The following is a 26,488-nucleotide window of genomic DNA, read 5'->3' as shown; positions in this document are numbered from 1 at the left end:
AGGACACGACAGAGACGATGGCAACACCGATCACGAGGGCGGCCGGCGACGGCAGCGGCCTGACCGAGATGTCCTGGGACCCGATCACCCGGATCGTGGGCAGCCTCGGCATCCACACGAAGATCGACTTCAAGCAGAAGAAGGTCGCGGAGTGCTACAGCACCTCCTCGGTCTTCCGCGGCTACAGCGTCTTCATGCGCGGCAAGGACCCGCGCGACGCCCACTTCATCACCAGTCGGATCTGCGGGATCTGCGGCGACAACCACGCCACCTGTTCCGTCTACACCCAGAACATGGCGTACGGGGTGAAGCCCCCGCACCTCGGCGAGTGGATCATCAACCTCGGCGAGGCCGCCGAGTACATGTTCGACCACAACATCTTCCAGGAGAACCTGGTCGGGGTCGACTACTGCGAGAAGATGGTCCGCGAGACCAACCCCGGAGTGCTGGAACAGGCCGAGCGCACCGAGGCCCCGCACGCCGCGGAGCACGGGTACAAGAAGATCGCCGACATCATGCGCGCGCTCAACCCGATCGAGGGCGAGTTCTACCGCGAGGCCCTCCAGGTCAGCCGCTACACCCGGGAGATGTTCTGCCTGATGGAGGGCCGCCACGTGCACCCCTCCACGCTCTACCCGGGCGGCGTCGGCACCGTCGCCACGGTGCAGCTGTTCACCGACTACCTGACCCGGCTGATGCGCTACGTCGAGTTCATGAAGAAGGTCGTGCCGCTGCACGACGACCTCTTCGACTTCTTCTACCAGGCGCTGCCCGGCTACGAGGAGGTCGGCCGGCGGCGGGTCCTGCTCGGCTGCTGGGGCAGCCTCAACGACCCCGACCACTGCGACTTCACCTACCGCAACATGACGGACTGGGGCCGGCGGATGTTCGTCACCCCCGGCGTCGTGGTGGACGGCAAGCTCGTCACCAACGACCTGACCGAGATCAACCTCGGCATCCGCATCCTGCTGGGCAGCTCCTACTACGAGGACTGGCAGGGCAAGGACCTGTTCGTCACCCACGACCCGCTGGGCAACCCCGTCGACCCCCGGCACCCGTGGAACCAGCACACCATCCCCGCCCCGCAGAAGCGCGACTTCGACGACAAGTACAGCTGGGTGATGTCCCCGCGCTGGTTCGACGGCAAGGACCACCTCGCCCTGGACACCGGCGGCGGCCCGATCGCCCGCCTGTGGTCCACCGCCCTGTCCGGACTGGTCGACATCGGCTACATCAAGGCCACCGGCCACAGCGTCAGGATCAACCTGCCCCGCTCGATGACCAAGCCCGAGGTCACCTTCGAGTGGAAGATCCCGCAGTGGAGCAACGCCATCGAGCGCAACCGCGCCCGCACCTACTTCCAGGCGTACGCGGCCGCCGCCGCCCTGCACTTCGCCGAGAAGGCACTGGAGGAGGTCCGCGCCGGGCGCAGCCAGACCTGGGAGCGCTTCGAGGTGCCGGACGAGTCGATCGGCTGCGGCTTCACCGAGGCCGTGCGCGGCGTGCTCTCGCACCACATGGTGATCCGCGACGGCAAGATCGCCAACTACCACCCGTACCCGCCCACCCCGTGGAACGCCAGCGTCCGGGACAGCTACGGCACGCCCGGCCCGTACGAGGACGCGGTGCAGAACACCCCGATCTTCGAGGAGAACCCCCCGGACCGGTTCAAGGGCATCGACATCATGCGCGCGGTGCGCAGCTTCGACCCCTGTCTGCCCTGCGGCGTGCACATGTACGTCGGCGGCGGACGCACCGTCCAGACCATGCACGTGCCCACCGGCCTGAGCGGGCTCACCGCATGACGGCCGAGCAGACCGGGCTGCGGATCCAGCAGGCCCTGGACGAGCTGGCCGGCAGCGGCGCCGACGCCGAGCGGGCCGGTGAGCAACTCGTCCGCGACATCATGGAGTTCTACGGGCAGGGGCTGGCCAGGATGGTCCCGGCGCTGCCCCCGCCCGCGCTGGAGCGGATGCTGGACGACCCGGCCGTGGCCGGGCTGCTGCTCCTGCACGACCTCCACCCCGAGGACCTCACCGCCCGGATCGACCGGGCGCTGGCCGCCCTGCCCGAGAAGGTCGAGAAGGCCGGCTTCGACCCCGCCACCGGCACCCTGCGGCTGCGCCGGACGGTGAGCGGCTGCGGCTGCGGCGAGCAGGAGGTCGCGGCCGCCCTCGCCTGCCACGCCCCCGAGGTGACGGCCGTGGAACTGGAACGCGCCCCCCAGCTGCTCCAGATCGGTACCCGCCCGTCGCAGACCGCGGAGGTGCGATGAACACCCGCCGGATCTCCCGCGACGGCACGGCCCTGCTGCACCGGCTGCGCGAACCCGCCGCGCCGCGCCCCGAGCAGTGCGCGTTCTGCGGCCGGGACCTGCCGGCCGGCCACCGCCACCTGGTGGACACCGAGGAGCGCGCCCTGGCCTGCGCCTGCACCGCCTGCGGTCTGCTGTTCCAGCAGCCGGGCGCGGCCGGCGGCCGCTACCGCACCGTGCCGGACCGCTACCTCGCCGACCCGGCGGGCGAGTTGGACCAGCGGGCCTGGTCGGCACTGGGCATCCCGGTCGGCACCGCCTTCCTGTTCCGCAACACCGTGCTGGACCAGCTGCTCGCCTTCTACCCCGGCCCGGCCGGCGCCACCGAGAGCGAGCTGGACGAGGACACCTGGCAGCGCGCCCTCGGCGGCAGCCGGCTGGCCGACGCCCTGGAACCGGACGTGGAGGCGCTGCTGCTGCGCCGCACCGAGGAGCGCGTCGCCTGCTACCTGGTGCCGATCGACGTCTGCTACGAGCTGGTCGGCCGGCTGCGGCGCTGCTGGCACGGCTTCGACGGCGGCGCCGAGGCCAGGGCCGAACTCGACGCGTTCTTCGCCCGGCTGGCCGACCGGGCCCGCCCGCTGCCCGCGGAGGTGACGGCGTGACGGCCCTCGGCTTCGCCTGCGTCGGCGTGCGCTCCGACCCGTACGCGGCCGGGCCGACCCTGGTGTTCCGGCTGCGGATCACCGCCGCGCCGGACACCCGGGTGCACGCCGTCGCCCTCCAGTGCCAGCTGCGGATCGAGCCGGCCCGCCGGTCGTACGGCGACGGCGAGGGCGAGCGGCTCACCGACCTGTTCGGCGGCCGGGAGCGCTGGGCGACCACCCTCAACCCGGTCCAGTTCGCCACCGTGCCGCTGCTGGTGCCCGGCTTCACCGGCGAGACCGAGATCGACCTCGCGGTGCCCTGCACCTACGACCAGGAGGTGGCCGCGGCCCGCTACTTCCGGGCGCTGGACGGCGGCGAGGTGCCGCTGCTGCTGCTCTTCTCCGGCACCGCCTTCGCCGGCCCCGGCGGCTTCCAGGTCAGCCCGGTGCCCTGGGACCGGGAGGCCCGGGTGCGGATGCCGGTGCGGGTCTGGCGGGAGGCGATCGACCGGCACTTCCCCGACAGCGGCTGGCTGCGCCTGCCGGACGAGCTGATGGACGAACTGCTGGCCTACCGCTCCCGGCGGGCGCTGCCCTCCTGGGAGGCGACGATGCGCGAGCTGCTCGCGGCGGCGGCGATCGGGGAGGGGGCCAGGTGAGCGGCTTCCCCGAGGCGATCGAGCGCGGCTTCGCGGCCGCCCGGCAGATCGCCGACGCGGTGCTGCTGGAGGGCTACGTCCTCTACCCGTACCGGGCCTCGGCGGCCAAGAACCGGCTGCGCTGGCAGTTCGGCGTCCTGGTGCCGCCCGAGTACACCGCGCAGGGCGGCGAGCACTCCCACCAGCGCACCGAGTGCGTGATGGAGGCGCGCGGCGGGGACGTGCTGGCGGTCGAGCTGCGCTTCCTGCGGGTCCAGCGGCGCACCGTGGAGCGGGCCGTCGCGGCCGGCTTCGAGTCCGTGGAGCGGCTGGAGCTGGCCGACCGGGACCTCGTCGAGTGGGACGAGGGAGTCGAGGAGCGAATCGAACTCCTGGTGCCCGTCGAGGAGTTGGAGGGCCAGGGAGTGCAGCGGGCGTTCCGGCTGCCGGGCGTCGGGGAGACCGGGCTGGTGCACGAGGACGGCGCCGTCGTCGGCCGGCTGGTGCGCCGGCGCGAACAGGTCGACGGCCTGGTCCGGCTGCGGGCCGAGGAGGTGCCCGGCCCGTACCTGGCGCAGCGGCTGACCGCCGAGGTGGAGAACACCTCCGAGTGGGTGCCGCCCCGGGAGGCCGGCCGCGAGCAGGCACTGCCGCGCTCGCTGGTCTCCGCCCACCTGCTGCTCGGCCTGGAGCACGGCCGCTTCCTGTCCGTCACCGACCCGCCCGAATGGGCCCGCCCGGCCGTCGAGCGGTGCCGCAACGAGCGCACCTGGCCGGTGCTGGCCGGCCCGGACGGCGAGCGCCGGGTGGTGCTGTCCTCGCCGATCATCCTGGAGGACCATCCGCGGATCGCCCCGGAGAGCCTGGGCACCCTGTACGACTCCACCGAGATCGACGAGATCCTGGCGCTGCGGACCGCGGCCCTGACCGAGGCGGAGAAGCGCGAGGCCCGGGGCACCGACGAGCGGGCCGGCGCGGTGATCGACCTGGCCGAGTCCATGCCGCCCGAGGTGCTCGAACGGCTGCACGGGGCGATCCGCGGACTGCGCGAGATCACCGGCGACGCCGCCGGCCAGGGGGAACAGCCGTGGTGGGACCCGGGCAACGACCCCGACGTCGACCCCGAGCGGGACCGGGTGCTGGTCGACGGCCGCGAGGTCGGCGCCGGCAGCCGGGTGCTGCTGCGCCCCGGACGGCGGCGCACCGACGCCCAGGACCTCTTCCTGGACGGGCGCACCGGCGTCGTGGAGGCGGTGCTGCACGACCTCGACGGCTCGGTGCACCTGGCCGTCACGGTGGAGGACGACCCGGGCGCCGACCTGTGGCGGGCCCAGGGGCGCTTCCGCTACTTCCAGCCCGACGAGGTCACCCCGCTGGAGGGGTCGTGACGGTGCTGGTCGCCGGGGTCGGCAACATCTTCCTCGGCGACGACGGCTTCGGCGTCGAGACGGTCCGCCGGCTCGCCGCCCACCCGCTGCCGGAGGGCGTCGAGCTGGTCGACGTCGGCGTGCGCGGGGTGGACCTGGCCTACCGGCTGCTGGACGGCTACCGCACCGCCGTCCTGGTGGACGCCACCCGCCGGGGCGGTGTGCCCGGCACGGTCTACCTGATCGAGCCGGACGACGAACCGCCGTCGGAGGTGCCCGTGCTGGACGGGCACCGGATGGGGCCGGACGCGGTGCTGGCGCTGCTCGCCACGCTCGCCGCCGGCACCGGCGGCGAACCGCCCGCCCGGGTGCTGGTGGTCGGCTGCGAGCCGGCCTCGCTGGAGGAGGGCATCGGGCTCAGCGAGCCCGTCACCGCCGCCGTGGAGGAGGCGGTCCGAGTGATCCTGCGGGTCGTGGACGAGGCCGCGCAGCCGGAGAAGGAGACAACACCATGCTGAGGAAACTGTTCTGCGCGGCCCTGCTGGCGGGGATCGGCGCGGCGGTCTGGCAGAGCCTGCCGGACATCAAGCGGTACCTGCACATCTCCCGGATGTGAGGTGCGGATTGCTGCGAACGGTGCAGCCCCGCCCCCGGTGGCGGCGCGGCTTCGGGCCGTCGCCGCCACCGCGCCCTGTAATGGGGCCCGTTGCCGCCCGCCCCGGGAAGGGACCCATGCACGAGATGTCGATCGCCGAAGCCGTCGTCGAGCAGGTGGACGCGGCGGCGCGCGAACACGGTGCTCCCGGAGTGGCCCGGGTCCGGCTGCGGGTGGGCGAGTTGGCCGGTGTGGTGCCCGAGGCGCTCGACTTCTGCTTCGAACTGGCCTGCGCCGGAACGCTGGTGGCGGGCGCGGTGCTGGACACCGAAGCCGTCGCGGCCCGGGCCCGCTGCACCCCCTGCGCGGTCGAGTGGGCGGTCGGCATGCCGCCGGACCTCGGCTGCCCCACCTGCTCGGGCGGTGGCGGCGTGGAGCTGCTGTCCGGGCGCGAGTTGCAGATCCTCGACGTCCAGTGGGCCTAGGGGGCGTCTTGTCGCGCACCCGGGAATGATCGACAAGACGGGCTCTGAGAGCCCTCGCGGAAAGGCTGATGCCGAATGTGCCATACGGTCGACCTCCGTCAGGCGGTCCTCGCCCGCAACGACGACAGCGCCCGCCGGCTGCGGGCGGCGCTGGCCGAGCGGGGGACAGTCGCGGTGAACCTGCTGTCCAGCCCCGGCAGCGGCAAGACCGCCCTGCTGGAGGCCGAGTTGGGGCTGGCCCGGCGGCGCGGGCTGGCGGTCGCCGCGCTGACCGCCGACCTCGCCACCGAGAACGACGCGCGGCGCCTGGCCCGTTCGGGCGCGCCGGTGAAGCAGGTGCTCACCGATGGGCTCTGCCACCTGGAGGCCCGGATGCTCGCCGGGCACCTGGACGGCTGGCTCCCGGCGGACTGCCGGCTGCTGTTCGTGGAGAACGTCGGCAACCTGGTCTGCCCGGCCTCCTACGACCTCGGCGAGACGCTGCGGGTGGTGCTGGCCTCGGTGACCGAGGGCGAGGACAAGCCGCTCAAGTACCCGACGGCGTTCGGGCTCGCCAACCTGGTGCTGGTGACCAAGGCGGACCTCGCCGCGGCGGCCGAGTTCGACGAAGCGGCGTTCCTGGCCAACGTCCAGCGGGTCAACCCCGGGGTGGAGGTGCTGCCCACCTCGGCCCGCACCGGGGACGGCGTCGGAGCGCTGCTGGACCGGGCACTGGCCGTACTGGGCGGGGCCGAGCCGCACCGGCCGGTGATGTCCGCGCCGGCGCCGCACTCGCACGACGACGACGACGAGCACGGGCACGGGCACTCGCACGACGACGCCCACGGCCACTCCGCCGTGGGGGAGCGCGCGTGACGGCCGCTCACCCGGAGGCCGAGCGCGAGCGGCGGCGGGTCGCCGTCCGGGGCCTGGTCCAGGGGGTCGGCTTCCGGCCCTTCGTCCACGGTCTGGCCGGCCGGCTCGGTCTGGCCGGCAGCGTCACCAACACCGGCGAGGGCGTCCTGGTCGAGATCGAGGGCGGCCGGGACGCGCTGGACGCCTTCTGCCGGCGGGTGGCCGGCGACGCACCGCCGCTCGCCCAGGTGCACTCGGTGGAGCACACCCCGCTCGCCGTCACCGGCGACACCGGCTTCCGGATCGTCCCCTCCCGCGCCGACGGCCCCCGCGCCACCCTGATCCCGCCGGACACCGCGACCTGCGCCGACTGCCTGGCCGAACTCGACGACCCGGCCGACCGGCGCCACCGGCACCCGTTCATCAGCTGCACCAACTGCGGCCCCCGGCACACCATCGTGACCGGCCTGCCGTACGACCGGGCCGGCACCACCATGGCCGGCTTCCCGATGTGCCCGGACTGCGAGCGGGAGTACACCGACCCCGCCGACCGCCGCTTCCACGCCCAGCCCATCGCCTGCCACGCCTGCGGGCCCGCGCTCGCGCTGACCGTGCCCGGACGCCCCGCGCGCTCCGGCGAGGACGCCCTCGCCGGGGCCCGGCGGATGCTGGCCGACGGCGCGATCCTGGCCGTCAAGGGCATCGGCGGCTACCACCTGGCCTGCGACGCGCGAAACACCGCGGCCGTCGCCCTGCTGCGCCGGCGCAAGCGGCGCGGCGCCAAGCCGTTCGCCCTGATGGCCCGCGACCTCGCCACCGTCGAGGCCCTGCTGCCGGTCGGCCCGGTCGAACGGGAACTGCTCACCGGCCCGGTCCGGCCGATCGTGCTGCTGCGCCGCACCGGCCTGCCGGTGCCCGAGGCCGTCGCCCCGGGCAGCCCCGACCTCGGGGTGATGCTCCCGTACACCCCGCTGCACCACCTGCTGCTCGCCGCCCCCGGGCCGGACCTGCTGGTGATGACCAGCGCCAACCTCTCCGGCGAGCCGATCGTCACGGAGGACCGGGAGGCGCTGGAGCGGCTCGCCCCGCTGGTGGACGGCTGGCTCACCCATGACCGGCCGATCCACGTGCCGTGCGAGGACTCGGTGGTGCGGGTGGTCGACGGCGAGCTGCTGCCGCTGCGCCGCTCGCGCGGCTACGCCCCGCTGCCGCTCCCGCTGCCGGTGCCCGTCCGCCCGACGCTGGCGGTCGGCGGCGACCTGAAGAACACCTTCGCACTGGCCCGGGACGGCTACGCCTGGCTGTCCGGCCACATCGGCGACATGGACGACCTGGCCACGCTGCGGGCCTTCGACCGGGCCGTGGAACAGCTCGGCACGGTCAGCGGGGTACGGCCCGAACTGCTCGTCGCCGACCGGCACCCCGGCTACCGCTCGCTGCGGCACGCCGAGCGGACCGCCGCCGGCCGGCCGGTGCGCCGGGTGCAGCACCATCACGCCCACATCGCCGCGGTGATGGCCGAACACGGCCTGGACGGCAGCCGGCCGGTGCTCGGGGTCGCCTTCGACGGCACCGGCTACGGCGAGGACGGCGCCGTCTGGGGCGGCGAGGTGCTGCTGGCCGACTACGACCGGTTCCGCCGCCTCGCCCACCTCGGCTACGCCCCGCTGCCCGGCGGGGACGCGGCCGTCGAGCGCCCGTACCGCACGGCGCTCGCCCAGCTGCGCGCCGCCGGGCTGCCCTGGACACCCGGACTGCCGTCGGTCGAAGCCTGCTCGTCGGACGAACTGCGGCTGCTGGAGCGCCAGTTGGAGCGCGGGCTGCACTGCGTGCCCGCCTCCAGCATGGGGCGGCTGTTCGACGCGGTCTCCTCGCTCGCCGGGATCTGCCAGCGGGCCGGGTACGAGGCCCAGGCGGCGATCGAACTGGAGGCGGCCGCCTGTGAGTTCGGCCCGGCGGAGGGCTATCGGTTCGGGCTCGCGACGCGCTCGGACGGCTGGATCGCCGACCCCGCACCGGTGTTGGCCGCCGTGGTGGCCGAGGTGGTCTCCGGCGCCCCCGCCGGGCTGGTCGCGGCCCGCTTCCACGCCGCCGTGGCCGAGCTGGTCCGGCGGATCTGCGCCGCCGCCCGGGGCCGGTACGGCACCGGCACGGTGGCGCTCAGCGGCGGGGTGTTCGCCAACGCGTTGCTCTCCTCGGCCTGCGCGAGCGGCCTCGGGGAGGACGGCTTCACCGTACTGCGGCACCGCCGGGTGCCGCCCAATGACGGAGGGCTGGCGCTCGGCCAGCTGATGGTGGCCGCCCGGTCGTCGGCCACCCGGGAGGAGTGAGGGCGGATGTGCCTGGCGGTGCCCGGCAGGGTGACGGAGATCGGGGAGCGGGACGGGACCAGGATGGCGGTGATGGACTTCGGCGGCGTGGTCAAGGACGTGTGCCTGGAGTACCTGCCCGACCTGGCGGTGGGGGAGTACGCGATCGTCCATGTGGGCTTCGCGCTGCAACGCCTGGACGAGGAGTCGGCCCGGCGCACCCTCGCGCTCTTCGAGGAACTCGGGCTGTTGCAGGAGGAGTTCGGCGACCCGTGGGAAGCGGCTCGGGCGGTCGGGCCGGCAGGAGAGGCTGCGGCGGGAGAGGCTTCGGCAGGAGCGGCTGAGGAGGTCGCACGGTGAAGTACCTGGAGGAGTTCCGCAACCCCGAGCTGGCCGCGGGGCTGCTCGCCGACATCAGGGCGACGGTCACCCGGCCGTGGGCGCTGATGGAGGTGTGCGGCGGCCAGACGCACAGCATCATCCGGCACGCCATCGACCAACTCCTCCCGGAGGGCGTCGAGTTGATCCACGGGCCGGGCTGCCCGGTGTGCGTCACCCCGCTGGAGGTGATCGACCGGGCGCTGGCGATCGCCGCCCGCCCGGGGGTGATCTTCTGCTCCTTCGGGGACATGCTGCGGGTGCCCGGCACCGACCGGGACCTGTTCCGGGTCCGCGGCGAGGGCGGGGACGTCCGGGTGGTGTACTCCCCGCTGGACGCGCTGCGGATCGCCCGGGAGAACCCGGACCGGGAGGTGGTCTTCTTCGGCATCGGCTTCGAGACCACCGCCCCGCCGAACGCGATGGCCGTCCACCTGGCCAGGAAGCAGGGGCTGCGCAACTTCAGCATGCTGGTCTCGCACGTCCGGGTGCCCCCCGCGATCGAGGCGATCATGGACTCGCCGGACTGCCGGGTCCAGGGCTTCCTCGCCGCCGGGCACGTGTGCAGCGTGATGGGCACCGCCGAGTACCCGGTGCTGGCGGAGCGCCACCGGGTGCCGATCGTCGTCACCGGCTTCGAACCGCTGGACATCCTGGAGGGCATCCGGCGCACCGTCCGGCAGCTGGAGCGCGGCGAGCACAGCGTCGAGAACGCCTACCCGCGGGCCGTGTGCCCCGAGGGCAACCCGGCGGCCCGGGCCATGCTGGAGGACGTCTTCGAGGTGGCCGACCGCGCCTGGCGGGGCATCGGGGTGATCCCGCTGAGCGGCTGGCGGCTCTCGCCGCGCTACCGGGACCACGACGCCGAGCACCGCTTCGACGTCGGCGGGATCACCACCCGGGAGCCCGCCGAGTGCCGCAGCGGCGAGGTGCTCCAGGGGCTGCTGAAGCCCCACCAGTGCGAGGCCTTCGGCACCGTCTGCACCCCGCGCACGCCGCTCGGCGCCACGATGGTCTCCAGCGAGGGGGCATGCGCCGCGTACTACCTGTACCGGCGGCTGGGCGTGCCGGGCGTGACCATCGGGACCCCGGAGTCACAGGAGCCTCAGGAGGCGGGTCGCCTTGGCTGACACCGAACTGCTCACCGAGCGGCCGGACTTCTCCGGATGGAGCTGCCCGCTGCCGCTGCGCGACCACCCCCGGGTGGTGATGGGGCACGGCGGCGGCGGGGCGATGTCCGCCGAGCTGGTGGAGAACCTCTTCGCGCCGGCCTTCGGCGGCCGGGTGCTCGCCGGGCTCGGCGACTCCGCGGTGCTGGAGCTGGGCGGCGCCCGGCTCGCCTTCTCCACCGACTCCTACGTGGTGCGGCCGCTGTTCTTCCCCGGCGGCTGCATCGGGGACCTCGCGGTCAACGGCACCGTCAACGACCTCGCCATGAGCGGGGCCCGGGCGGCCTACCTGTCCTGCGGCTTCATCCTGGAGGAGGGGGTGGAGATGGCGGTGGTGGACCGGGTGGCCCGGGCGCTCGGCGCCGCCGCCCGGACCGCCGGGGTCGAGGTCGCCACCGGGGACACCAAGGTGGTGGAGGCCGGGCACGGGGACGGCGTCTACCTGAACACCGCCGGCATCGGGCTCGTTCCGGCCGGGGTCGACATCCGGCCGCAGCGGGCCGTGCCCGGCGACGTGGTGATCGTCAGCGGGCCGATCGGGCTGCACGGGGTGGCGATCATGAGCGTCCGGGAGGGCCTGGAGTTCGGGGTCGAGGTGCGCAGCGACAGCGCGGCGCTCGGCGGGCTGGTCGAGGCGATGCTCGCGGCCACCGCCGACCTGCACGTGCTGCGCGACCCCACCCGGGGCGGTCTGGCGGCGGCGCTCAACGAGATCGCGACGGCCGCCGGGGTGGGCGTGGTGCTCAGCGAGCGCGCCGTGCCCGTCCCGGAGCCGGTGGCCAACGCGTGCGCGGTGCTGGGCCTGGATCCGATGTACATCGCCAACGAGGGCCGGCTGGTCGCCTTCGTCCCGCGCGGATCGGCGGATTCGGTGCTCGCCGCGATGCGCGCCCACCCGCTCGGCGCGGAGTCGGTGGTGATCGGCGAGTGCGTCGCGGAGCACCCGGGGATGGTCGTCGCCCGGACCGGGTTCGGCGGCACCCGGGTGGTCGACCTGCCGATGGGCGAGCAGCTGCCGCGGATCTGCTGACGCCGGGTGGACCGCCGCCGCCCCGGGAGACGGTTCCCGGGGCGGCGGCGTACCCGGCGTCAGCCCAGGAAGCGGTGCAGCGCGTCCGCCAGGGCCCGGACGAAGCCCTCCCGGACCTCCTCGGCGACCAGGTCGAGCGACAGGTAGGGGTTGAGGTCCTCCAGCTCGACCAGGAGCAGGCGCCCGTCCGGTGCCCGGCAGGCGTCCACCCGCTGGATGCCGTGGTCCAGGGTGTTCCAGCGGACGAAGCCGCGCGCGAACTCCAGGTCGGCGGCGCTGGGCCGGTACGGCTCCAGCACCCAGCGCCGGGCCGGGTCGGGCGCGTGGAGGGCGTACTGGAAGGCGTCGTCGACGAAGTAGAACGAGACCTCGTACCGGAAGTCGATCCGCGGCTGGACCAGCACCCCTTCCCAGTCCAGGCCGTCCAGCTCCGCGCGGGTGAGGAAGCGCAGGCCTATGCTGTCGGCGCCCTCCTGGGGCTTGACGGCGTACCGGTCGGCGGCGGGCAGCCGGTGGAGGTCCTGCGGCCGGTCGACGGTGGGGATGACCGGGTGGCCCGCCTCGGTCAGGTCCAGCAGGTACCGCTTCCCCGCCATGTCGGCCCGCCCGGTCAGCGGGTTGTAGACCTTGACGCCGTCGGCGAGGGCCTGGGCACGGAAGCGGGCGTACTCCTCCCGATAGTGCAGCACCGGTCCGCTGTTGCGTATGACGACCCCGTCGAAGCGGCCCATCAGGGCGCGGGCGTCCAGCGGGTGGCACAGGGCCAGGTCGAACCACTCCCGCAGCCGGGAGGTGAGCACGACGTCCTCGTCGCCGTAGCGGCGCCCGCGGGCGGGGTAGGCCAGGTCGGTCACGTACAGCAGGCTGGGCCGCTCGGGCACGGGCGCTCCCTCGGTCGGTGGTGGGGGAGCCGAATCTACCGGCCGTCGCGGCGGCGCCGGTCGCCGCGTCAGGCGGCGTACCGGCGCAGCCGGGCCGCCGCGAAGCCGATCACCCCGGCGGCCGCGGGGGCGGCGAGGTCGGCCCAGGCGAGCGGTTCGGTGTCGAGCAGATCGCGCAGGAAGGGCAGGTAGAGGGCGGCCGCCGCGAGCGCGGCGGAGGCGAGGACGGCCAGCGGGAGGAAGGGGTTGGCGCCGGTCAGCAGCCGTTCGCGCAGCCCCAGGACGGTGCCGAGCTGGCCGACCAGCAGGGCGAGGAACAGGACGGTCTGCCAGGGGCGGTCGCCGCCGCGGGCCCAGAGCGCGGCGGCGAGGGAGGCGGCCGTGAGGACCAGGCCGAGCAGCACCACCCGCTGCCAGACTCCGGAGCCGAGGACGTGCTGGTCGGGCGGGCGCGGTGGCCGGTCCATCGCGCCGGGGGAGACCGGCTCCGCGCCCATGGCCACGCCGGTGAGGCCGTGGGTGAGCAGGTTGATCCAGAGGATCTGGCCCGCGCGCAGGGGCAGCGCGAGGCCGAACAGCGGGCCGGCCAGCATCACCAGGATCTCGGCCGCGCCGCCGGCCAGGCCGAAGACCAGGAAGCGCCGGATGTTGTCGTACACCCGGCGTCCCTCCTCCACCGCGCCGACCACGGTGGCGAGTTCGTCGTCGGCGAGGACCAGGTCGGCGGCCTGGCGGGCGACCTCGGTGCCGCGCCGGCCCATGGCCACGCCGATGTCGGCCCGCCGCAGGGCCGGGCCGTCGTTGACGCCGTCGCCGGTCATCGCGGTGACGGCGCCCCGGGCGCGCCAGGCCTGGACGATGTCGACCTTCTGCCGGGGGTCGGTGCGGGCGAACACCCGGGCGCCGGTCGGGTCGGTGACGGCGCCGGTGGCGAGGTCCCGCCCGGTGGCCACCGCCTCGGGCCCGGCGGAGGCGTCCAGCAGCCCGATCCGTACGGCCAGGGCGCGGGCGGTGGCCGGGTGGTCGCCGGTGACCAGCACGGGCAGGATGCCGGCCCGGCGGCAGGCGGCCAGGGTGGCGGCCGCGGCGGGCTTGGGCGGGTCGGCCATCGCGGTGAGGCCGAGCAGGCGCAGCCCGTGCTCGGCGGCCTGCGGCGGGTCGGGGACGTGGCCGACATCCCGACCGGCCACGGCGAGCACCCGGAAGCCGTCGGAGGCGAGCTCGGCGGCCGCGCTCCGGGCCCGCTCCAGCAGCTCCGGCGGCTCGGCGAGGACGGTGGGGATCAGGACGGCCTCCGGGGCGCCCTTGAGGCAGACCAGCACGGTGCCGTCGGGCCTGCGGTGGATGGTGCTCATCCGCTTGCGGGTGCTGTCGAACGGCGTCTCGGCGACCCGGGGGAGGGCCTTGCGCAGCTGTTCGTGGTCCAGCCCGGCCTTGCCTGCGGCGGTCAGCAGGGCGGCCTCGGTGGGGTCGCCGAGGGCCCGCCAGTCGGCCTCCCCGTCGGCCGGCGGGCGCAGCGCGGCGTCGTTGCACAGCACGGCGGCGGTGAGCAGCGGCCCCGTCCCGTCGGGTTCGTCGGCGGCGGGCCCGTCGCGTCGGACCTCGCCCGCGGGCCCGTAGCCGAGGCCGGTCACGGTCGCCGTGGAGTGCGGCGTCCAGAGGCGCTCGACCACCATCCGGCCCTCGGTGAGGGTGCCGGTCTTGTCGGTGGCCAGCACGGTGACCGAGCCGAGCGTCTCCACGGCGGGCAGCCGCCGCACGACGGCGCGGCGGGCGGCCATCCGGCGGGCGCCCAGGGCGAGCGCGAGAGTGACGACGGCGGGCAGCGACTCCGGTACGGCGGCGACCGCGAGGCTGATCGCGGTGACGGCCATCTCGCCGGGCGGCTGGTGCCGGAGCAGCCCGAGGAGGAAGACCAGGACGCACAGCCCGACGGCCACCGCCGCCAGCACCCGGCCGAGCCCGGCCAGCCGCCGCTGGAGCGGGGTGGGCTCGGGCCGGGGGCGCAGCAGCGCGGCGATCCTGCCGAGGGCGCTGTCCGTGCCGGTGGCGGTGACCTCGGCCAGCGCCCGGCCGCGCAGGACGACGGTGCCCGCCCACAGCTCGCCGTCCTCGGCCTCCTTGGCCACCGGCAGGGACTCGCCGGTCAGCATCGACTCGTCGAGCAGCAGGGCGGCGGCCTCCAGGAGCCGGGCGTCGGCCGGCACGATGTCGCCCTCGGCGAGCGCCACCACGTCGCCCGGGACGACCTCGGCCGAGGGGACCTTGCGCGGCTCCCCGTCCCGCACCGCCCTGGCCGCGGGGGCGGAGAGCCGGGACAGGGCCGAGACGGCGCTCTCCGCCCGGATCTCCTGGACCACGCCGACGGCGGTGTTGACCACGATCACCAGGGCGATGACCACCGCGTCCGGGTGGTCGCCGATGGCCAGGGTGAGCGCGACGGCCGCGATCAGCACGGTGATCAGGGGGTCGCGCAGCTGGGCGGCCACCCGGGCCCACAGCGGCACCCGGCGGTCGGCGGCGACCTCGTTGCGGCCGTGCGCGGCGAGCAGCCGGGCGGCCTCGGTGCTGGTCAGCCCACGGGCGGGGGCATCGGCCGGGCGGGTCACGGCGGCGGCCGGTCAGTCGGCGAACAGGTGGGGGTGGGGCGGGACGGTCCGCGCGGTCGCGGGATGGATCCGGGCGTCCGGCCCCGGGACGTACTCGGTCACCCGGTCGTCGTCGGCCCAGCGGACGTCGTACGGCGGACTGCCGTCCGGGTGGTGCAGCCGGACGATCTCGCCCTCCCTGCGGGCCGCGCCCGGCCGGGTGCCCTCGACGGTGATGCGGTCTCCCACGGCGGCTTTCATGCGGCCCTCCCGGCTCGGTGCGGTGCTCGGTGGTTCCATCGCACCACCGAACGCGGACTCCGGCAGGGGGCTCACCCGTCCGGCGCAGTGCGGCGCGCGCGGCGGGCGGGGTGCTGCCATCTTCGGAGGGCACCCGGCGGTGCCCGATGGTCAGGGCCCGTCCCGAGACCGTGGAGGCCCGGATGTGGCAGGCTCCCCCCACTCCCGTCAGCCGTGAGTGGCTCCCGGCGCTGGACGTGCCGGCGCCCGGCCCGCAGCGGCGGTGGACGGTGCTGCTGCGGATGCTGCTGCTGATCCCCCAGTTCGTGGTGGTCTGGGTGCTGACGATGGTGGCGGTCGTCGTCACCGTCATCGGCTGGTTCGGCGCGCTGGTGCTGGGCCGGCTGCCCGGCTTCGCGGCGGACTACCTGAGCGCGTTCCTCCCGTACGACACCAGGGTGACCGCGTACCTGATGCTCACCGTGGACCGCTACCCGCCGTTCCGGTTCGAGGCCCCCGAGTACCCGGTACAGGTCGGGCTGCGGCCCGGCGAGCTGAACCGGCTCGCCGTGCTGTTCCGCATCATCCTGGTCATCCCGGCGTCGATCGTGCAGGGACTGGTGTACGGGGGGTGGTGGGTGGCGTCGTTCGTGATCTGGCTGGTGGTGCTGATCCTCGGCCGGATGCCGCAGGCGCTGTTCGAGGCGACGGCGGCGATCGTGCGCTATCGGATGCGCTACTACGCCTACCTGGGGATGCTCACCTCCGCCTACCCCAAGCGGCTGTTCGGCGACGAGCCGGGCAGCGAGCCCGAGGGCCGGGTGTCGGCCACCCGCCCGCTGGTGCTCAGCGGCGCCGGGCGCGGCCTGGTCATCGCCCTCCTGCTCCTCGGCCTGGTCACCAGCACGACGAGCTCGATCGTCGGCACGTTGACGGACGAGGGCCAGTACCGCTACCACTACGAGGACGACCCCGGAAACCCGACCGAGAAGGTCATCGCACCCCTGGTGCCGGGCCCCGGTGGGTAGGTCAGATCTCGTCCCAGACGAACCCGGCGGCGATGACGGTCGCGATCAGCCAGACGAGGGTCGGGAAGGCGACGACGAGGACGAGGGGCCACCGGGTGGCGAGCAGGACGACACTTCCCAGCAGGGTGAGGACGGCGAGGACCGGGAAGGCGGCGAGCGGGATCGCCCAGTGGGCGATCCGGCGTCCGAACGCGCCGTAGAGGCCGAGCGTGGTTCCCGCGCCGACCAGGCAGCCCAGTCCGAGGGCGGTGAGCCAGGGGAAACTCAGGACGTCGGAGCGGTGGCCCTGGTGTGAGAGCTCGACCAGATGGCCGTTCCAGAACTTCAGGTCGATGTCGGTGCCGATCCCCACGCTGTCGTAGAGGCCCTCGGTGACGGAGTACTTGGCGGGGGCCGCCGTCTCGCGGGAGACGGTCAGTTCGTAGGTGGGGGAGTCGGCGTCCCGCTGGGCCTCCATCTTCGTGACCTTGGCGGTCTCCTGCCTGGTGCAGTCCGTGGTGACGGAGACGCCGCAGGCCGGCGCGCCGCGGTAGGCGATCGACGCGTCGTAGGCGTCGAGGTACCTGGAGAAGCCGAGGGCGACCAGGGACAGGCCGGCCGCCACGACCACGATCTGGACGAGGACCAGCACGGCCGGGAGGCCGGCGGCGAGGGCGGATCGAAGGCGGCCGCGCGGGGCGGTCGCGTCGGCGGGTACCGCGTCCGTCGGGCCCGGGGCATCGGACGGTTCACTCATCGGCAGGGCACTCCCTCCGGCCGGGCCCGGGTGCGATTGCCGGGCACTCAGCCCGGAGCATGGCAGGGATCGGCCGGTGAGGGGAACAACTGGAGCAGCTTGTAACCGACTTGTGGAACTCTACGGGGAGGCGCACCCCGTAGATTGCCAGGTATGACGACCTCGGAACCGCTCAGCCCCGTCTCCCGCACCGCCCTGTCCGTCGCCCGGGTGCGGGCCTTCGAGAGCTCCCGCCCCGATCCGCTGTTCTTCGACCCGTACGCCGCCGCGTTCGTCACCGCTGCCGGGCTGTCCCTGGCCCCCTCCGGCCCGGCCACCGGCTTCGCCAAGTCGCTGGTCGCGCACGGCATCCTGCGCACCCGCTTCTACGACGAGCGGCTGCTCGCCGCCGGTGCCGACCAGGTGGTCCTGCTGGCGGCGGGCCTGGACGCCCGCGCCTACCGGCTGGACTGGCCGTCCGGCACCCGGGTGTTCGAGCTCGACCTGGGCCCGGTCCTGGAGTTCAAGGAGAAGGTGCTGGACGGGCTCGGCGCCGTGCCGCGCGTGGAGCGCACCGCGCTGCCCGCCGACCTGGTGGACCCGCGCTGGCCCGACCGGCTGGTCGAGGCCGGGTTCGACCCGGCGCGGCCCTCGGCCTGGCTGGCGGAGGGGCTGCTGGTCTACCTCACCGCCGAGGAGGCGGCCGCCCTGCTCACGGCGGTGGCCGCCCTGGCCGCCCCGGGCAGTCGACTGCTGGTGGAGCAGGGCCGGGACGTCAGCCGCACGCCGGACGACCCGGCCCGCGCCGAGCTGATCGCGCTGTGGCGCGGCGGGCTCGGCCCGGGCACCGACGGATGGCTCGACCGGCACGGCTGGAGCGCCGAGGTCACCAGCCTGGCCCGGCTCGCCGAGGCCTACGGACGCCGGCTCCCGGAGCCGGACGCCACGACGGCCTTCATCGAGGCGGTCCGCTCCTGAGGTGCCTTCGGTCCGCCGCTCCGGTCAGGAGGAGGAGCGGGCCGGCCGCGGCGGCCAGGCGTCCGGGGCCAGGACGCCGGTGGCGTAGGCGCGGGCGACCAGGGCGGTGCGGTTGGGCACGCGCCAGCGGCGGGTGAGCCTGGCCAGGTGGTAGTTGACCCCGTCCGTGGTGACACCGATCTCCCGGGCGATCTGCGCGGTGGTGTCACCCCGGGCCGCCGCCGCCAGGATGCGGGCCTCGACCGGGCTGACCTCGGCCCGTGGGGCGGGCGGCGGGGCCTCGCCCCGGGGCTCCGCGGCCCGCAGCGAGAGCAGCAGGCTCGGGGTCTGCTCCGGGGTGTCGCTGACCAGGGCGACGGTCATCTCGCCGTGCCGCTCGCGGCCGTCGACCGGCGTCCAGGAGACCGGAGCCGGATACTGCGAGCGGCGGTGCAGCCGGACGGCCTCGGTGAGCGTCTGGAGCGTCGTGTTGTCCCCGAGGGTGAAGAACTCCAGGATCCGGCGGTTGCGCAACTGCCCCGGCAGGAGGCCGAATTCGGCGGCCATCGCCCGGTTGACGATCAGGATGCGGCCGCCGAACTGGCACACCGCGATGGGCAGCGGCACATGGTCCATCAGCCGCAGCGCCCGGTTGCGCCAGATCACCGCGGCGTCCGGCCGGCTGCCCGGTACGGGCCCGCACCCCTCGGTCGTACGCATCCGTCTCCCCTCCTCGTGGCGCCCGCGCGCACCAGAGCTGACGAATCGTAGGCAAGTCCGCGGGCATCTCGGGCACTACACAATCATGTAGTGACCACCCCCCGACCTCCCGCCCGGTGGGCGCAGAGTGGAAGCAGCCGAGTTTTCCAGCTGTGGGAGGGACCCTGATGACCGAGACCGTGGAGAGTGCGACCGAGGGTGAGAGCCGGGGCGTCCCCCTGGTGGACATCTCGTCGTTGCCGCCGGCCGCCGTCCCGATGCTGCGGACCATGGGACTGGTCAGAGAGCACGGCCCCGCCTTCATCCAGCGGCTGCACGGCCAGGACGCCCTGATCGTCAGCGGACTGGACCTGGTCGAGGAGCTGGCCGACGAGACCAGGTTCACCAAGTCGATCGGCCCGGGCCTGGAGAACGTCCGCCGGTTCGCCGGTGACGGCCTGTTCACCGCCTACAATGACGAGCCCAACTGGGCCAGGGCGCACGACATCCTGATGCCCGCCTTCGCGCTCGGCTCGATGCGCACCTACCACCCGGTGATGCTGCGGGTGGCCCGCCGGCTGATCGCATCGTGGGACCGGCGGCAGGCCGCCGGGCTGCCGGTGGACGTGCCCGGCGACATGACCCGGATGACGCTGGACACCATCGGACTGGCCGGCTTCGGCTTCGACTTCGACTCCTTCGAGCGGGACGAACTGCACCCGTTCGTCGAGGCGATGGTGCGCTGCCTGGACTGGGCGATGTTCAAGATCACCAGTGACCCGGAGGCCGACCACCGCGAGCGTGACGAGGCCTTCCGGGCCGACGCCGACTACCTGGCCACCGTGGTGGACGAGGTGATCGCCGCCCGCGCCGGGGAGGGCGTCCAGGGCCCGGCCGAGGACCTGCTCGGCCTGATGCTCGGCGCGGTGCGCCCCTCGGACGGCAGCCGGCTGGACGCCGAGAACATCCGCAACCAGGTGATCACCTTCCTGATCGCCGGCCACGAGACCACCTCGGGCGCGCTCTCCTTCGCGCTCTACTACCTCGCCAAGAACCCGGTCGTGCTGCGGCAGGTGCGGCGCGAGGTGGACGAACTCTGGGGCGACCAGGCCGATCCCGAGCCCTCCTACGAGGACGTCGGACGGCTGCGGCACACCCGCCAGGTGCTCAACGAGGCGCTGCGGCTGTGGCCGACGGCGCCCCAGTTCAGCCGGGAGGCGCGCGAGGACACCCTGCTCGGCGGCCGCATCCCGCTGCGCGCCGGAGAGACGGTCTTCGTCCACACGCCGATGCTGCACCGCGACCCGGCGTGGGGCGACAACCCGGAGCTGTTCGACCCGTCCCGGTTCGACCCGGAGTGCGAGCAGGCCCGCTCCCCGCACGCCTTCAAGCCCTTCGGCACCGGCGAACGCGCCTGCATCGGGCGGCAGTTCGCGCTGCACGAGGCGACCATGCTGCTGGGCATGCTGGTCCACCGCTACCGGCTGATCGACCACGCCGACTACCGGCTGACCATCAAGCACACGCTCACCATCAAGCCCGACGGGTTCACCCTCACCCTGGCCCGGCGCGAGCCCGACCCGATGGCCGCGGCCGCGCCGACGGCTGTGGCCGACACCGGCACCGACACCGGCACCGACACCGGCACCGACACCGGCACCGGCACCGTCGCCGCCGCCGAGCGCCCCGGCCGGGTGCGCCGGGGGACCGGGCTGCTGCTCCTGCACGGCTCGAACTACGGCGCCTGCCGGGAGTTCGGCCGGCAGCTCGCCGAGGTCGCCGCCGAGCTCGGCTGCGAGACCGAGACCGCCCCGCTGGACGCCTACGCGGACGGGCTGCCCACCGACCGGCCGGTGGTGATCACCGCCGCCTCGTACAACGGGCAGCCCACCGACGACGCGGCCGTCTTCGTCCGCCGGCTCCAGGAGGGCGAGGAACCGCGGGCGGCCGGGGTGGAGTACGCGGTGCTCGGCATCGGCGACCGCACCTACGCCGCCACCTACCAGCGCATCCCGGCCCTGATCGACGACCGGCTCGCGGAACTCGGCGGCACCCGGCTGCTGGCCCGTGCCGAGGCCGACGCCTCCGGCGACCTGGACGGCACCGTACGGCAGTTCACCGAGGCGCTGCGCGATGCCCTGCTGGCCCGGTACGGGGACGCCGACGCCCCCGCCGAGCCGCGGCCGGCGGTCGGCTACACGGTGACCGAGGTGACCGGCGGCCCGCTGGCCGCGCTGGCCGCCCGGCACGACATGGCGGAGCTGACCGTCACCGCCGTCGGCAGCCTGACCGACCCCGGCTACCACCGGGTCAAGCGGCTGGTGCGCCTCGCGCTGCCGGAGGGCGTCGGCTATCGGACCGCCGACCACCTCACCGTGCTGCCGGCCAACGACCCGCTGCTGGTCGAGCGCGCCGCCAAGCTGGTCGGCGCGGACCTGGAGACGGTGCTGGGCATCGTGGCGCCCCGGCGCACCGAACCGGCCGTCGACCGCCCGCTGACGGTGCGCGAACTACTCACCCACCACGTGGAGTTGCAGGACCGGCCGAGCGCCGGGCAGCGTGCCGCGCTGGCCGCGCTCAACCCCTGCCCGCCCGAGCGGGCCGCGCTGCGGGCGCTGCCCGAGGACGACCCGCGCACCCTGCTGGACCTGATCGAGGACCATCCGGCGCTGCGGGAGCAGCTGACCTGGCCGGTGCTGCTGGAGCTGCTGCCGCCGATCCGGCCGCGGCACTACTCGATCTCCTCCTCGCCCGCCGACCGCCCGGGAGAGGTGGACCTGATGGTCTCGGTGCTCAGCGGGCCGGCCCGCTCGGGCCGGGGTACCTTCCGGGGCACCGGCTCCGGCCACCTCGACCGGGTGGCCGTCGGTGACACCGTGCTGGCCCGGGTGCGGCCGTGCCGGGAGGCGTTCCGGATCGGGCACCGCACCCCGGTGGTGATGATCGCGGCCGGTACCGGCCTGGCGCCGTTCCGGGGCGCCGTCGCCGACCGCCGCGCGCTGCTCGCCGAGGGGGCCGAACTCGCCCCCGCGCTGCTGTACTTCGGCTGTGACGACGAGGCGGCGGACTACCTGCACCGGGAGGAGCTGGAGGCGGCCGAGCAGGCCGGCGCGGTCTCGTTGCGGCCCGTCTTCAGCGAGCGGCCGCAGCACGGTCGGCGCTTCGTGCAGGACCGGATCGCGGCCGAGGCGGCCGAACTGTGGGAGCTGCTCCGGGCCGGAGCCGAGGTGTACGTGTGCGGCGACGGGGCCCGGATGGCGCCGGGCGTCCGGGCGGCCTTCCTGGAGCTGTACCGGGAGCGCACCCCGGGAGCCGACGAGCGGCAGGCGCGGGACTGGCTCCAGGGGCTGGTCGAGGCCGGGCGGTACGTCGAGGACGTGTACGCGGGCTGACCGCCCCCGGACGCGGCCGCAGGCCCGCCGCCCGGTGCGGCGGGCCTGCGGCGGTACGGTCAGTACACGCTGACGTTGTACAGGGGGAGCGCGGAGATCGCCTTGTTCACCGGCTGGTAGAAGGTCGTCCCGCCCGAGGTGCAGTCGCCGCTGCCGCCCGAGGTGAGGCCGAGCGCCAGGCTGCCGTCGAACAGCGGGCCGCCGGAGTCGCCGGGCTCGGCGCAGACGTCGGTCTGGATCAGGCCGTAGACGATGCCGCCGTCGGTGTAGCGCACGGTGGCGTTGAGGCCGGTGACGGTGCCGCCGTGGGTGCCGGTGGTCGACCCGGTGCGCTGGACCGACTCGCCGATGTAGGCGTCCGGGGCGGAGGTGAAGCCGCCGGGGTGGCTGAGCGCGGAGTTGTCGTAGCGGATCAGGGCGAAGTCGTTGCCGGGGAAGGTGGAGCTGACGGTCGGCCCGATCCGGTTGCTGTGCGCGACGTCGGTGTACCAGTCGGGGGCGACGTTGCCGCAGTGCCCGGCGGTGAGGAAGTAGTAGGTGCTGCCGCTGACCACGTTGAAGCCGAGCGAGCAGCGGTACTGGCCGCCGTAGATGGCGTCCCCGGCGGCGACCAGCGGGGTGAACCTGCCGGGGACCCGGCGGATGGCCACGGACGACGCGTCGGATCCGACGGCGCTCATCAGCCTGGCGAGCGAGAGCTTGGACACGGTGCTGTCGGCGGTCACCACGACCTGTCCGGCGGTCTCGTCGACGTACCAGGCGGTGCCGTCGACGGCGGCGTTCAGGATGGCCGTGCTGACCGCCGAGAGCTGCTCCGCCCGGGTGCCGCGGGTGGGAGCGGCGGCGGCGCCCGGCGTGGCGACCGCGGTGGCGGTCAGCAGGCCGAGGGTCGCGGCGAGCAGGCGGAAGCGGCGTGTGGTGCGGGGAGTCCTGCGCGTGGTCCTCACCGATCTCCTCCTGGGGTGAGCGGCCCTGAGGGGGTCGGGGCCGTGAAGCGCGGTCAGGCGGTGGGCGGACATCGACCGGTGCTCTCCGGAAGCGCGGCGGGTGATCTGCTCCTGACAGGCGCTGTCCGGAAGTATGGGGAAACGGACCTTTCGGTACAAGCTCCTGACGGGGTGTCGGCGAACCCGTGGAACGGCTGGAGGAGTCCACGGGTCCGCCGTTCGGAGGTCACGGGTCGTGCGGAAGGCCGCGGTGCGGGGCGTGCGGCGGGGGCGCGCGGAGCGTCCCGAGGGTGCGCGACTGTCGCGGCGGGCCCCTTAGATGAAGTGATGAAGCGTCAAATAGTATTTAGGCAAAGGCGATCGGGCGGTCGGAGTCACGAAGCCGAGGCCTGGGCCCTGGTCAGCCGCCAGACCAGCTCCTCGCCGGTCTCGGCCGGGGCGAGCGCCTCGGCGGGGCGGCGCACGTGCTCGGTGAAGCCGAGCCGGGCCGGGACGGCGCCGCTGGCCAGGTTGGCCGGGTCGTGCACGATCTCCACGCAGGCCACCCCTGGCAGCCGGAAGGCCTCGGCGGCCAGGGCCCGCGCGGCCCGGGTGGCCAGCCCGCGCCCGGTGGCGGCGGGGTGCAGCCAGTAGCCGATCTCCCGGACGTCGTCCGGGGTGTCCTCGCGCCGGAACAGCCCGCAGGCGCCGACGATCGCGCCGTCCTGGGTGATCGCGTACGTGAAGTCCCGCCCGCTCGCCCAGAGTCCCGGACGCTCGGCGAGGAACGCGGCAGTCCGGGTGGCGCTGTGGTCGGCCGCCCAGGGCATCCACGGCCGCAGGTGCTCCAGCGAGTCCTCGATGACGGCGAGGAACTCGGGCAGGTCCGTCGCGGCGTCGAAGCGGCGCAGGGTCAGTCCGTCCAGGGCGATGACGTGCTGGGGAAGGTTCATGCACGGAGGATGGTCGATGTGCCGTCCGTCCGGCAAAGGATTTTGGCGATCATGGGGCGAGGCGGTGGAGCAGGACGGCCGCCTCGCGGTCGGTGACCGTGTGGAACTCGTCGTACCAGGGGGCGGCGGCGTGGGCGTACCGGGGCAGGTGGAGGCAGACCAGGGCGTCCACGTCCCGGCGCAGGTCGGCCGCGATCCGGGCGTCGCCGATCGGGGCGGCCAGGATCAGCAGCTCCGGCCGGTCGGCGGCGAGGGCGTGGACGGCGGCCCGGGTGGTGAGGGCGTCGATGAGGCCGTCGCAGACCAGGACGGCGGTACGTCCGCGCAGCGAGAGCCGGGCCCGGTCCTGGTGGTAGAGCGCCTCGCGGCGGTGGACCTCGACCCGCTCGCGCTTGACGCTCGCGCCCAGCTCCGCCGCGGTGACGCCGAGACTCTTCAGGGTGTACCGGTCGACCAGCGGCGGGTCGCCGTCGGCGATCGCGCCGACCGGCCGGTCGTGGCCCGACACGGCCAGCAGCCGGACCACCGCGGCGTCCAGCGGCGCGCCCAGCACCTCGGCGACCTCGGCGGCCACCGGCAGCCCGCCCGGGGCGAGACCGAGGACCACCACCCCCGCCCGGTCGCGGAGCAGCGGGACGAGCCGCGCGGCGAGCTGGTGCCCCGCGGTGCTGCGGTCGATGAACCTCACGGCCGTGGGCCTCCTCCTGGGAGCCGCCGGGACGGCGCCGTCACCGTTCGGACCGGCACTGGGCGGCTGCCCAGCCGGGGCGAGCCGTAACGTCCGGAGGCCGGGAGTGTCGGCCGTCCGGCAGGTGTGACCGGGCCCGCCCCGGGCAGACGCGGGGCATGGTCGGCCGACGGACGGTGCTCCCGCCCGTACCCGGAACGCGCGCGGGTACGGCCGTCCGGACGATCGGGTTCGGTGCGCGCGATGATGGTCGGGGCGGCGCCCCAGCGTTCCGGCCGGACCGGGAGCGAGCCATGCCAGGGCCATCCGAGGAATCCCGTGAACCCGGCGGCCTGCGCGTCGCGGTCGGCGACCGCGGGCCGGTACGGGTCGTCAGCGTGGCCGGGGAGCTGGACCACGACACCGCGGACGGGCTGCGCGCCGCGCTCGCCCCGCCGCCCTCGCGGGACGGCATCAAGCGGATCGTGGTCGACCTCACCGACCTGTGGTTCTGCGACTCCACCGGGCTGAACATCCTGCTGCGCGCCCGGCTGGACGCGCAGGCGGTCGGACTGTGCCTGGAGCTGGCCGGTCCGCGTCCGCTGGTGGCGCGGCTGTTCGCGATCACCGGGGCCGACGACGTGCTGCGCGTCCATCCGGACCTGCGGACGGCGCTGGCGGCCTCCGAGGACGGCCCCGGAAGCCCTGCCGCACCCCCGGGGCGGGCCTGAGGAGGGCGGCCGTGAACCGTCCCGCGAACGGAGGGCCGCCAGGCCGGGAGCAGACCAGACGACTGGCCCTGGAGGGCAGGACCGGCGCGGTGCAGCGCAGCCGCGAATTCAGCCGGCGGGCGCTGGTGTCCTGGCACTGGCTGCCGGCCGTCGACGCCGACGGGCGGGCCGCCGCCGAGGACGTCCTGCTGATGGTCTCTGAGCTGGTCACCAACGCCTGTCTGCACGCCCGCGGCGGCCCGCGCGAACTGCGGCTGTCCTGGAACGGCGCCCGGCTGCGGGTGGAGGTCGCCGACGACAGCCCGGTCCCGCCGCGGCTGCGCCCGTTCGCCGGAGCGGGGCAGCCCGGCGGGCACGGTTTGCGGGTGGTGGACCGGCTCGCCCGGGCCTGGGGCTCGCAGCCGGAAGACGGCGGGAAGTCGGTGTGGCTGGAGGTGCCGCGCCCGCCGGCACCCGTCTTCCCGCGCCGGCCCGGGAGGCGTCCGCGAGGGTTTCCGGCGCGCCGTAGCGGATAGCCGCGAGGTGTGAGCGCCGGGCGCCGGCCCGCGCGGCCCCGGACGCAGCGAGAGGAGCCCGCCGCCATGACGAAGCGCCCGTCCAACCCCGGCGGTCCGGCCGTCGACCGGGCCGAAGGGCTCACCATCGACGTCCGGCCGTGGGCCCGGGGCAGCGTGCTGGTCCTGCTCGGCGAACTGGACCTCGACTCGATCCACGAGCTGCGCACCGCCCTGGACCGGGCGGTCGCCGAGCCCGCTTCCGTGGTCGTGCTGGACTGCGCCGGGCTGGAGTTCTGCGACTCCACCGGGCTCAACGCGCTGCTGCGGGCCAAGGCCAGGGCCGCCGCCGACGGCAGCCGGATCGAACTGGCCCGGCCCCGGCCGCTGATCCTGCGGATGCTCGAACTGACCGGCGCCACCGACGCCTTCCCGATCCGCGAGACCGTCCCGGGCTGAGGCCCTCCGAGTGTCACCCCCGGCTCTCGGTGGCACAGTGGGAGCAGGGCGG

General features: G+C 74.6%; 27 protein-coding genes. 19 read left to right on the top strand and 8 right to left on the bottom strand.

Annotated elements, in window-relative coordinates; genetic code table 11:
* Nucleotides 1-17 precede the first annotated feature (17 nt).
* The 13 genes from QWJ13_RS31145 (at nt 18) to hypE (ending at nt 11,706) form a co-directional block, all read left to right on the top strand.
* Nucleotides 18-1,805, top strand: a complete 1,788-nt coding sequence (locus QWJ13_RS31145; RefSeq protein WP_316528738.1) for a nickel-dependent hydrogenase large subunit — start codon at nt 18-20, stop codon at nt 1,803-1,805.
* A complete protein-coding gene (locus tag QWJ13_RS31140; RefSeq protein WP_316528737.1) occupies nt 1,802-2,275 on the top strand; it encodes a thioredoxin in 474 nt (157 codons plus the stop codon). The genes QWJ13_RS31145 and QWJ13_RS31140 overlap by 4 nt, the downstream gene beginning before the upstream one ends.
* Complete coding sequence (locus QWJ13_RS31135) at nt 2,272-2,919, top strand: DUF5947 family protein (RefSeq protein ID WP_316528736.1); 648 nt, start codon at nt 2,272-2,274, stop codon at nt 2,917-2,919. The genes QWJ13_RS31140 and QWJ13_RS31135 overlap by 4 nt, the downstream gene beginning before the upstream one ends.
* Nucleotides 2,916-3,560 (top strand): DUF6084 family protein, encoded by a 645-nt coding sequence (locus QWJ13_RS31130; protein WP_316528735.1) that lies wholly within the window; start codon nt 2,916-2,918, stop codon nt 3,558-3,560. Before QWJ13_RS31135 ends, QWJ13_RS31130 begins: the two co-directional genes overlap by 4 nt.
* Entirely contained in the window at nt 3,557-4,927 is a 1,371-nt protein-coding gene (locus QWJ13_RS31125) for a hypothetical protein (RefSeq protein ID WP_316528734.1), read from the top strand. The genes QWJ13_RS31130 and QWJ13_RS31125 overlap by 4 nt, the downstream gene beginning before the upstream one ends.
* 2 nt (nt 4,928-4,929) lie before the next feature.
* Nucleotides 4,930-5,424, top strand: coding sequence for a hydrogenase maturation protease (locus QWJ13_RS31120; protein ID WP_316528896.1), 495 nt, complete (start codon nt 4,930-4,932; stop codon nt 5,422-5,424).
* The gene (locus QWJ13_RS34450) at nt 5,418-5,522 is read left to right on the top strand and encodes a DUF6893 family small protein (protein ID WP_432277633.1); all 105 of its coding nucleotides are present in this window, start codon (nt 5,418-5,420) and stop codon (nt 5,520-5,522) included. Before QWJ13_RS31120 ends, QWJ13_RS34450 begins: the two co-directional genes overlap by 7 nt.
* A gap of 116 nt (nt 5,523-5,638) precedes the next feature.
* Nucleotides 5,639-5,986, top strand: coding sequence for a hydrogenase maturation nickel metallochaperone HypA (gene hypA / locus QWJ13_RS31115; RefSeq protein WP_316528732.1), 348 nt, complete (start codon nt 5,639-5,641; stop codon nt 5,984-5,986).
* Nucleotides 5,987-6,061: 75 nt separating this feature from the next.
* Nucleotides 6,062-6,841 (top strand): hydrogenase nickel incorporation protein HypB, encoded by a 780-nt coding sequence (hypB, locus tag QWJ13_RS31110; RefSeq protein WP_316528730.1) that lies wholly within the window; start codon nt 6,062-6,064, stop codon nt 6,839-6,841.
* On the top strand, nt 6,838-9,150 hold the full coding sequence (gene hypF, locus QWJ13_RS31105) for a carbamoyltransferase HypF (protein ID WP_316528728.1): 2,313 nt from the start codon (nt 6,838-6,840) through the stop codon (nt 9,148-9,150). Before hypB ends, hypF begins: the two co-directional genes overlap by 4 nt.
* 6 nt (nt 9,151-9,156) lie before the next feature.
* Entirely contained in the window at nt 9,157-9,489 is a 333-nt protein-coding gene (locus QWJ13_RS31100) for a HypC/HybG/HupF family hydrogenase formation chaperone (protein WP_316528726.1), read from the top strand.
* The gene (gene hypD, locus QWJ13_RS31095; RefSeq protein ID WP_316528724.1) at nt 9,486-10,637 is read left to right on the top strand and encodes a hydrogenase formation protein HypD; all 1,152 of its coding nucleotides are present in this window, start codon (nt 9,486-9,488) and stop codon (nt 10,635-10,637) included. The genes QWJ13_RS31100 and hypD overlap by 4 nt, the downstream gene beginning before the upstream one ends.
* Nucleotides 10,630-11,706: a hydrogenase expression/formation protein HypE gene (gene hypE / locus QWJ13_RS31090; protein WP_316528722.1), complete on the top strand. Its 1,077-nt coding sequence runs from the start codon at nt 10,630-10,632 to the stop codon at nt 11,704-11,706. The genes hypD and hypE overlap by 8 nt, the downstream gene beginning before the upstream one ends.
* 59 nt (nt 11,707-11,765) lie before the next feature.
* Here the strand turns inward: hypE and QWJ13_RS31085 are convergent, their stop codons facing one another.
* From QWJ13_RS31085 to QWJ13_RS31075, 3 genes are all read right to left on the bottom strand, one after another.
* Complete coding sequence (locus QWJ13_RS31085; protein WP_316528719.1) at nt 11,766-12,587, bottom strand: ATP-grasp domain-containing protein; 822 nt, start codon at nt 12,585-12,587, stop codon at nt 11,766-11,768.
* A 68-nt stretch (nt 12,588-12,655) separates the two neighbouring features.
* Entirely contained in the window at nt 12,656-15,196 is a 2,541-nt protein-coding gene (locus QWJ13_RS31080) for a cation-translocating P-type ATPase (protein ID WP_316528717.1), read from the bottom strand.
* Between the two features lie 12 nt (nt 15,197-15,208).
* Nucleotides 15,209-15,436: a DUF1918 domain-containing protein gene (locus tag QWJ13_RS31075; protein ID WP_316528716.1), complete on the bottom strand. Its 228-nt coding sequence runs from the start codon at nt 15,434-15,436 to the stop codon at nt 15,209-15,211.
* A gap of 182 nt (nt 15,437-15,618) precedes the next feature.
* Between QWJ13_RS31075 and QWJ13_RS31070 the strand changes: the two genes are divergently transcribed.
* Nucleotides 15,619-16,443, top strand: a complete 825-nt coding sequence (locus tag QWJ13_RS31070) for a DUF4389 domain-containing protein (RefSeq protein WP_316528714.1) — start codon at nt 15,619-15,621, stop codon at nt 16,441-16,443.
* A gap of 1 nt (nt 16,444) precedes the next feature.
* Here the strand turns inward: QWJ13_RS31070 and QWJ13_RS31065 are convergent, their stop codons facing one another.
* Nucleotides 16,445-17,179: a hypothetical protein gene (locus QWJ13_RS31065; protein WP_316528712.1), complete on the bottom strand. Its 735-nt coding sequence runs from the start codon at nt 17,177-17,179 to the stop codon at nt 16,445-16,447.
* A 153-nt stretch (nt 17,180-17,332) separates the two neighbouring features.
* Between QWJ13_RS31065 and QWJ13_RS31060 the strand changes: the two genes are divergently transcribed.
* On the top strand, nt 17,333-18,136 hold the full coding sequence (locus QWJ13_RS31060) for an SAM-dependent methyltransferase (RefSeq protein WP_316528710.1): 804 nt from the start codon (nt 17,333-17,335) through the stop codon (nt 18,134-18,136).
* A gap of 24 nt (nt 18,137-18,160) precedes the next feature.
* Here the strand turns inward: QWJ13_RS31060 and QWJ13_RS31055 are convergent, their stop codons facing one another.
* Nucleotides 18,161-18,835, bottom strand: a complete 675-nt coding sequence (locus tag QWJ13_RS31055; RefSeq protein WP_316528708.1) for a helix-turn-helix transcriptional regulator — start codon at nt 18,833-18,835, stop codon at nt 18,161-18,163.
* Between the two features lie 167 nt (nt 18,836-19,002).
* Between QWJ13_RS31055 and QWJ13_RS31050 the strand changes: the two genes are divergently transcribed.
* Nucleotides 19,003-22,206 (top strand): bifunctional cytochrome P450/NADPH--P450 reductase, encoded by a 3,204-nt coding sequence (locus tag QWJ13_RS31050; RefSeq protein ID WP_316528706.1) that lies wholly within the window; start codon nt 19,003-19,005, stop codon nt 22,204-22,206.
* Between the two features lie 59 nt (nt 22,207-22,265).
* Here the strand turns inward: QWJ13_RS31050 and QWJ13_RS31045 are convergent, their stop codons facing one another.
* From QWJ13_RS31045 to QWJ13_RS31035, 3 genes are all read right to left on the bottom strand, one after another.
* On the bottom strand, nt 22,266-23,153 hold the full coding sequence (locus tag QWJ13_RS31045; protein WP_316528704.1) for a S1 family peptidase: 888 nt from the start codon (nt 23,151-23,153) through the stop codon (nt 22,266-22,268).
* Nucleotides 23,154-23,527: 374 nt separating this feature from the next.
* Nucleotides 23,528-24,085: a GNAT family N-acetyltransferase gene (locus tag QWJ13_RS31040; RefSeq protein ID WP_316528703.1), complete on the bottom strand. Its 558-nt coding sequence runs from the start codon at nt 24,083-24,085 to the stop codon at nt 23,528-23,530.
* 49 nt (nt 24,086-24,134) lie between these two features.
* Entirely contained in the window at nt 24,135-24,773 is a 639-nt protein-coding gene (locus tag QWJ13_RS31035) for a phosphoribosyltransferase (protein ID WP_316528702.1), read from the bottom strand.
* 293 nt (nt 24,774-25,066) lie between these two features.
* On the opposite strand from QWJ13_RS31035, the gene QWJ13_RS31030 reads away from it, so the two are divergent.
* From QWJ13_RS31030 to QWJ13_RS31020, 3 genes are all read left to right on the top strand, one after another.
* Nucleotides 25,067-25,483, top strand: a complete 417-nt coding sequence (locus tag QWJ13_RS31030; protein ID WP_316528700.1) for an STAS domain-containing protein — start codon at nt 25,067-25,069, stop codon at nt 25,481-25,483.
* Nucleotides 25,484-25,494: 11 nt separating this feature from the next.
* A complete protein-coding gene (locus QWJ13_RS31025; protein ID WP_316528698.1) occupies nt 25,495-25,998 on the top strand; it encodes an ATP-binding protein in 504 nt (167 codons plus the stop codon).
* A gap of 66 nt (nt 25,999-26,064) precedes the next feature.
* Nucleotides 26,065-26,436, top strand: a complete 372-nt coding sequence (locus QWJ13_RS31020; protein WP_316528696.1) for an STAS domain-containing protein — start codon at nt 26,065-26,067, stop codon at nt 26,434-26,436.
* Nucleotides 26,437-26,488: the final 52 nt, after the last annotated feature.

Origin of the sequence: Kitasatospora brasiliensis, from assembly GCF_032654805.1 — a bacterium.
Taxonomy (GTDB): Bacteria; Actinomycetota; Actinomycetes; order Streptomycetales; family Streptomycetaceae; genus Kitasatospora; species Kitasatospora brasiliensis.
Note: the sequence above shows the minus strand (reverse complement) of the source record. Positions and strands in the feature narration are given on the sequence as shown.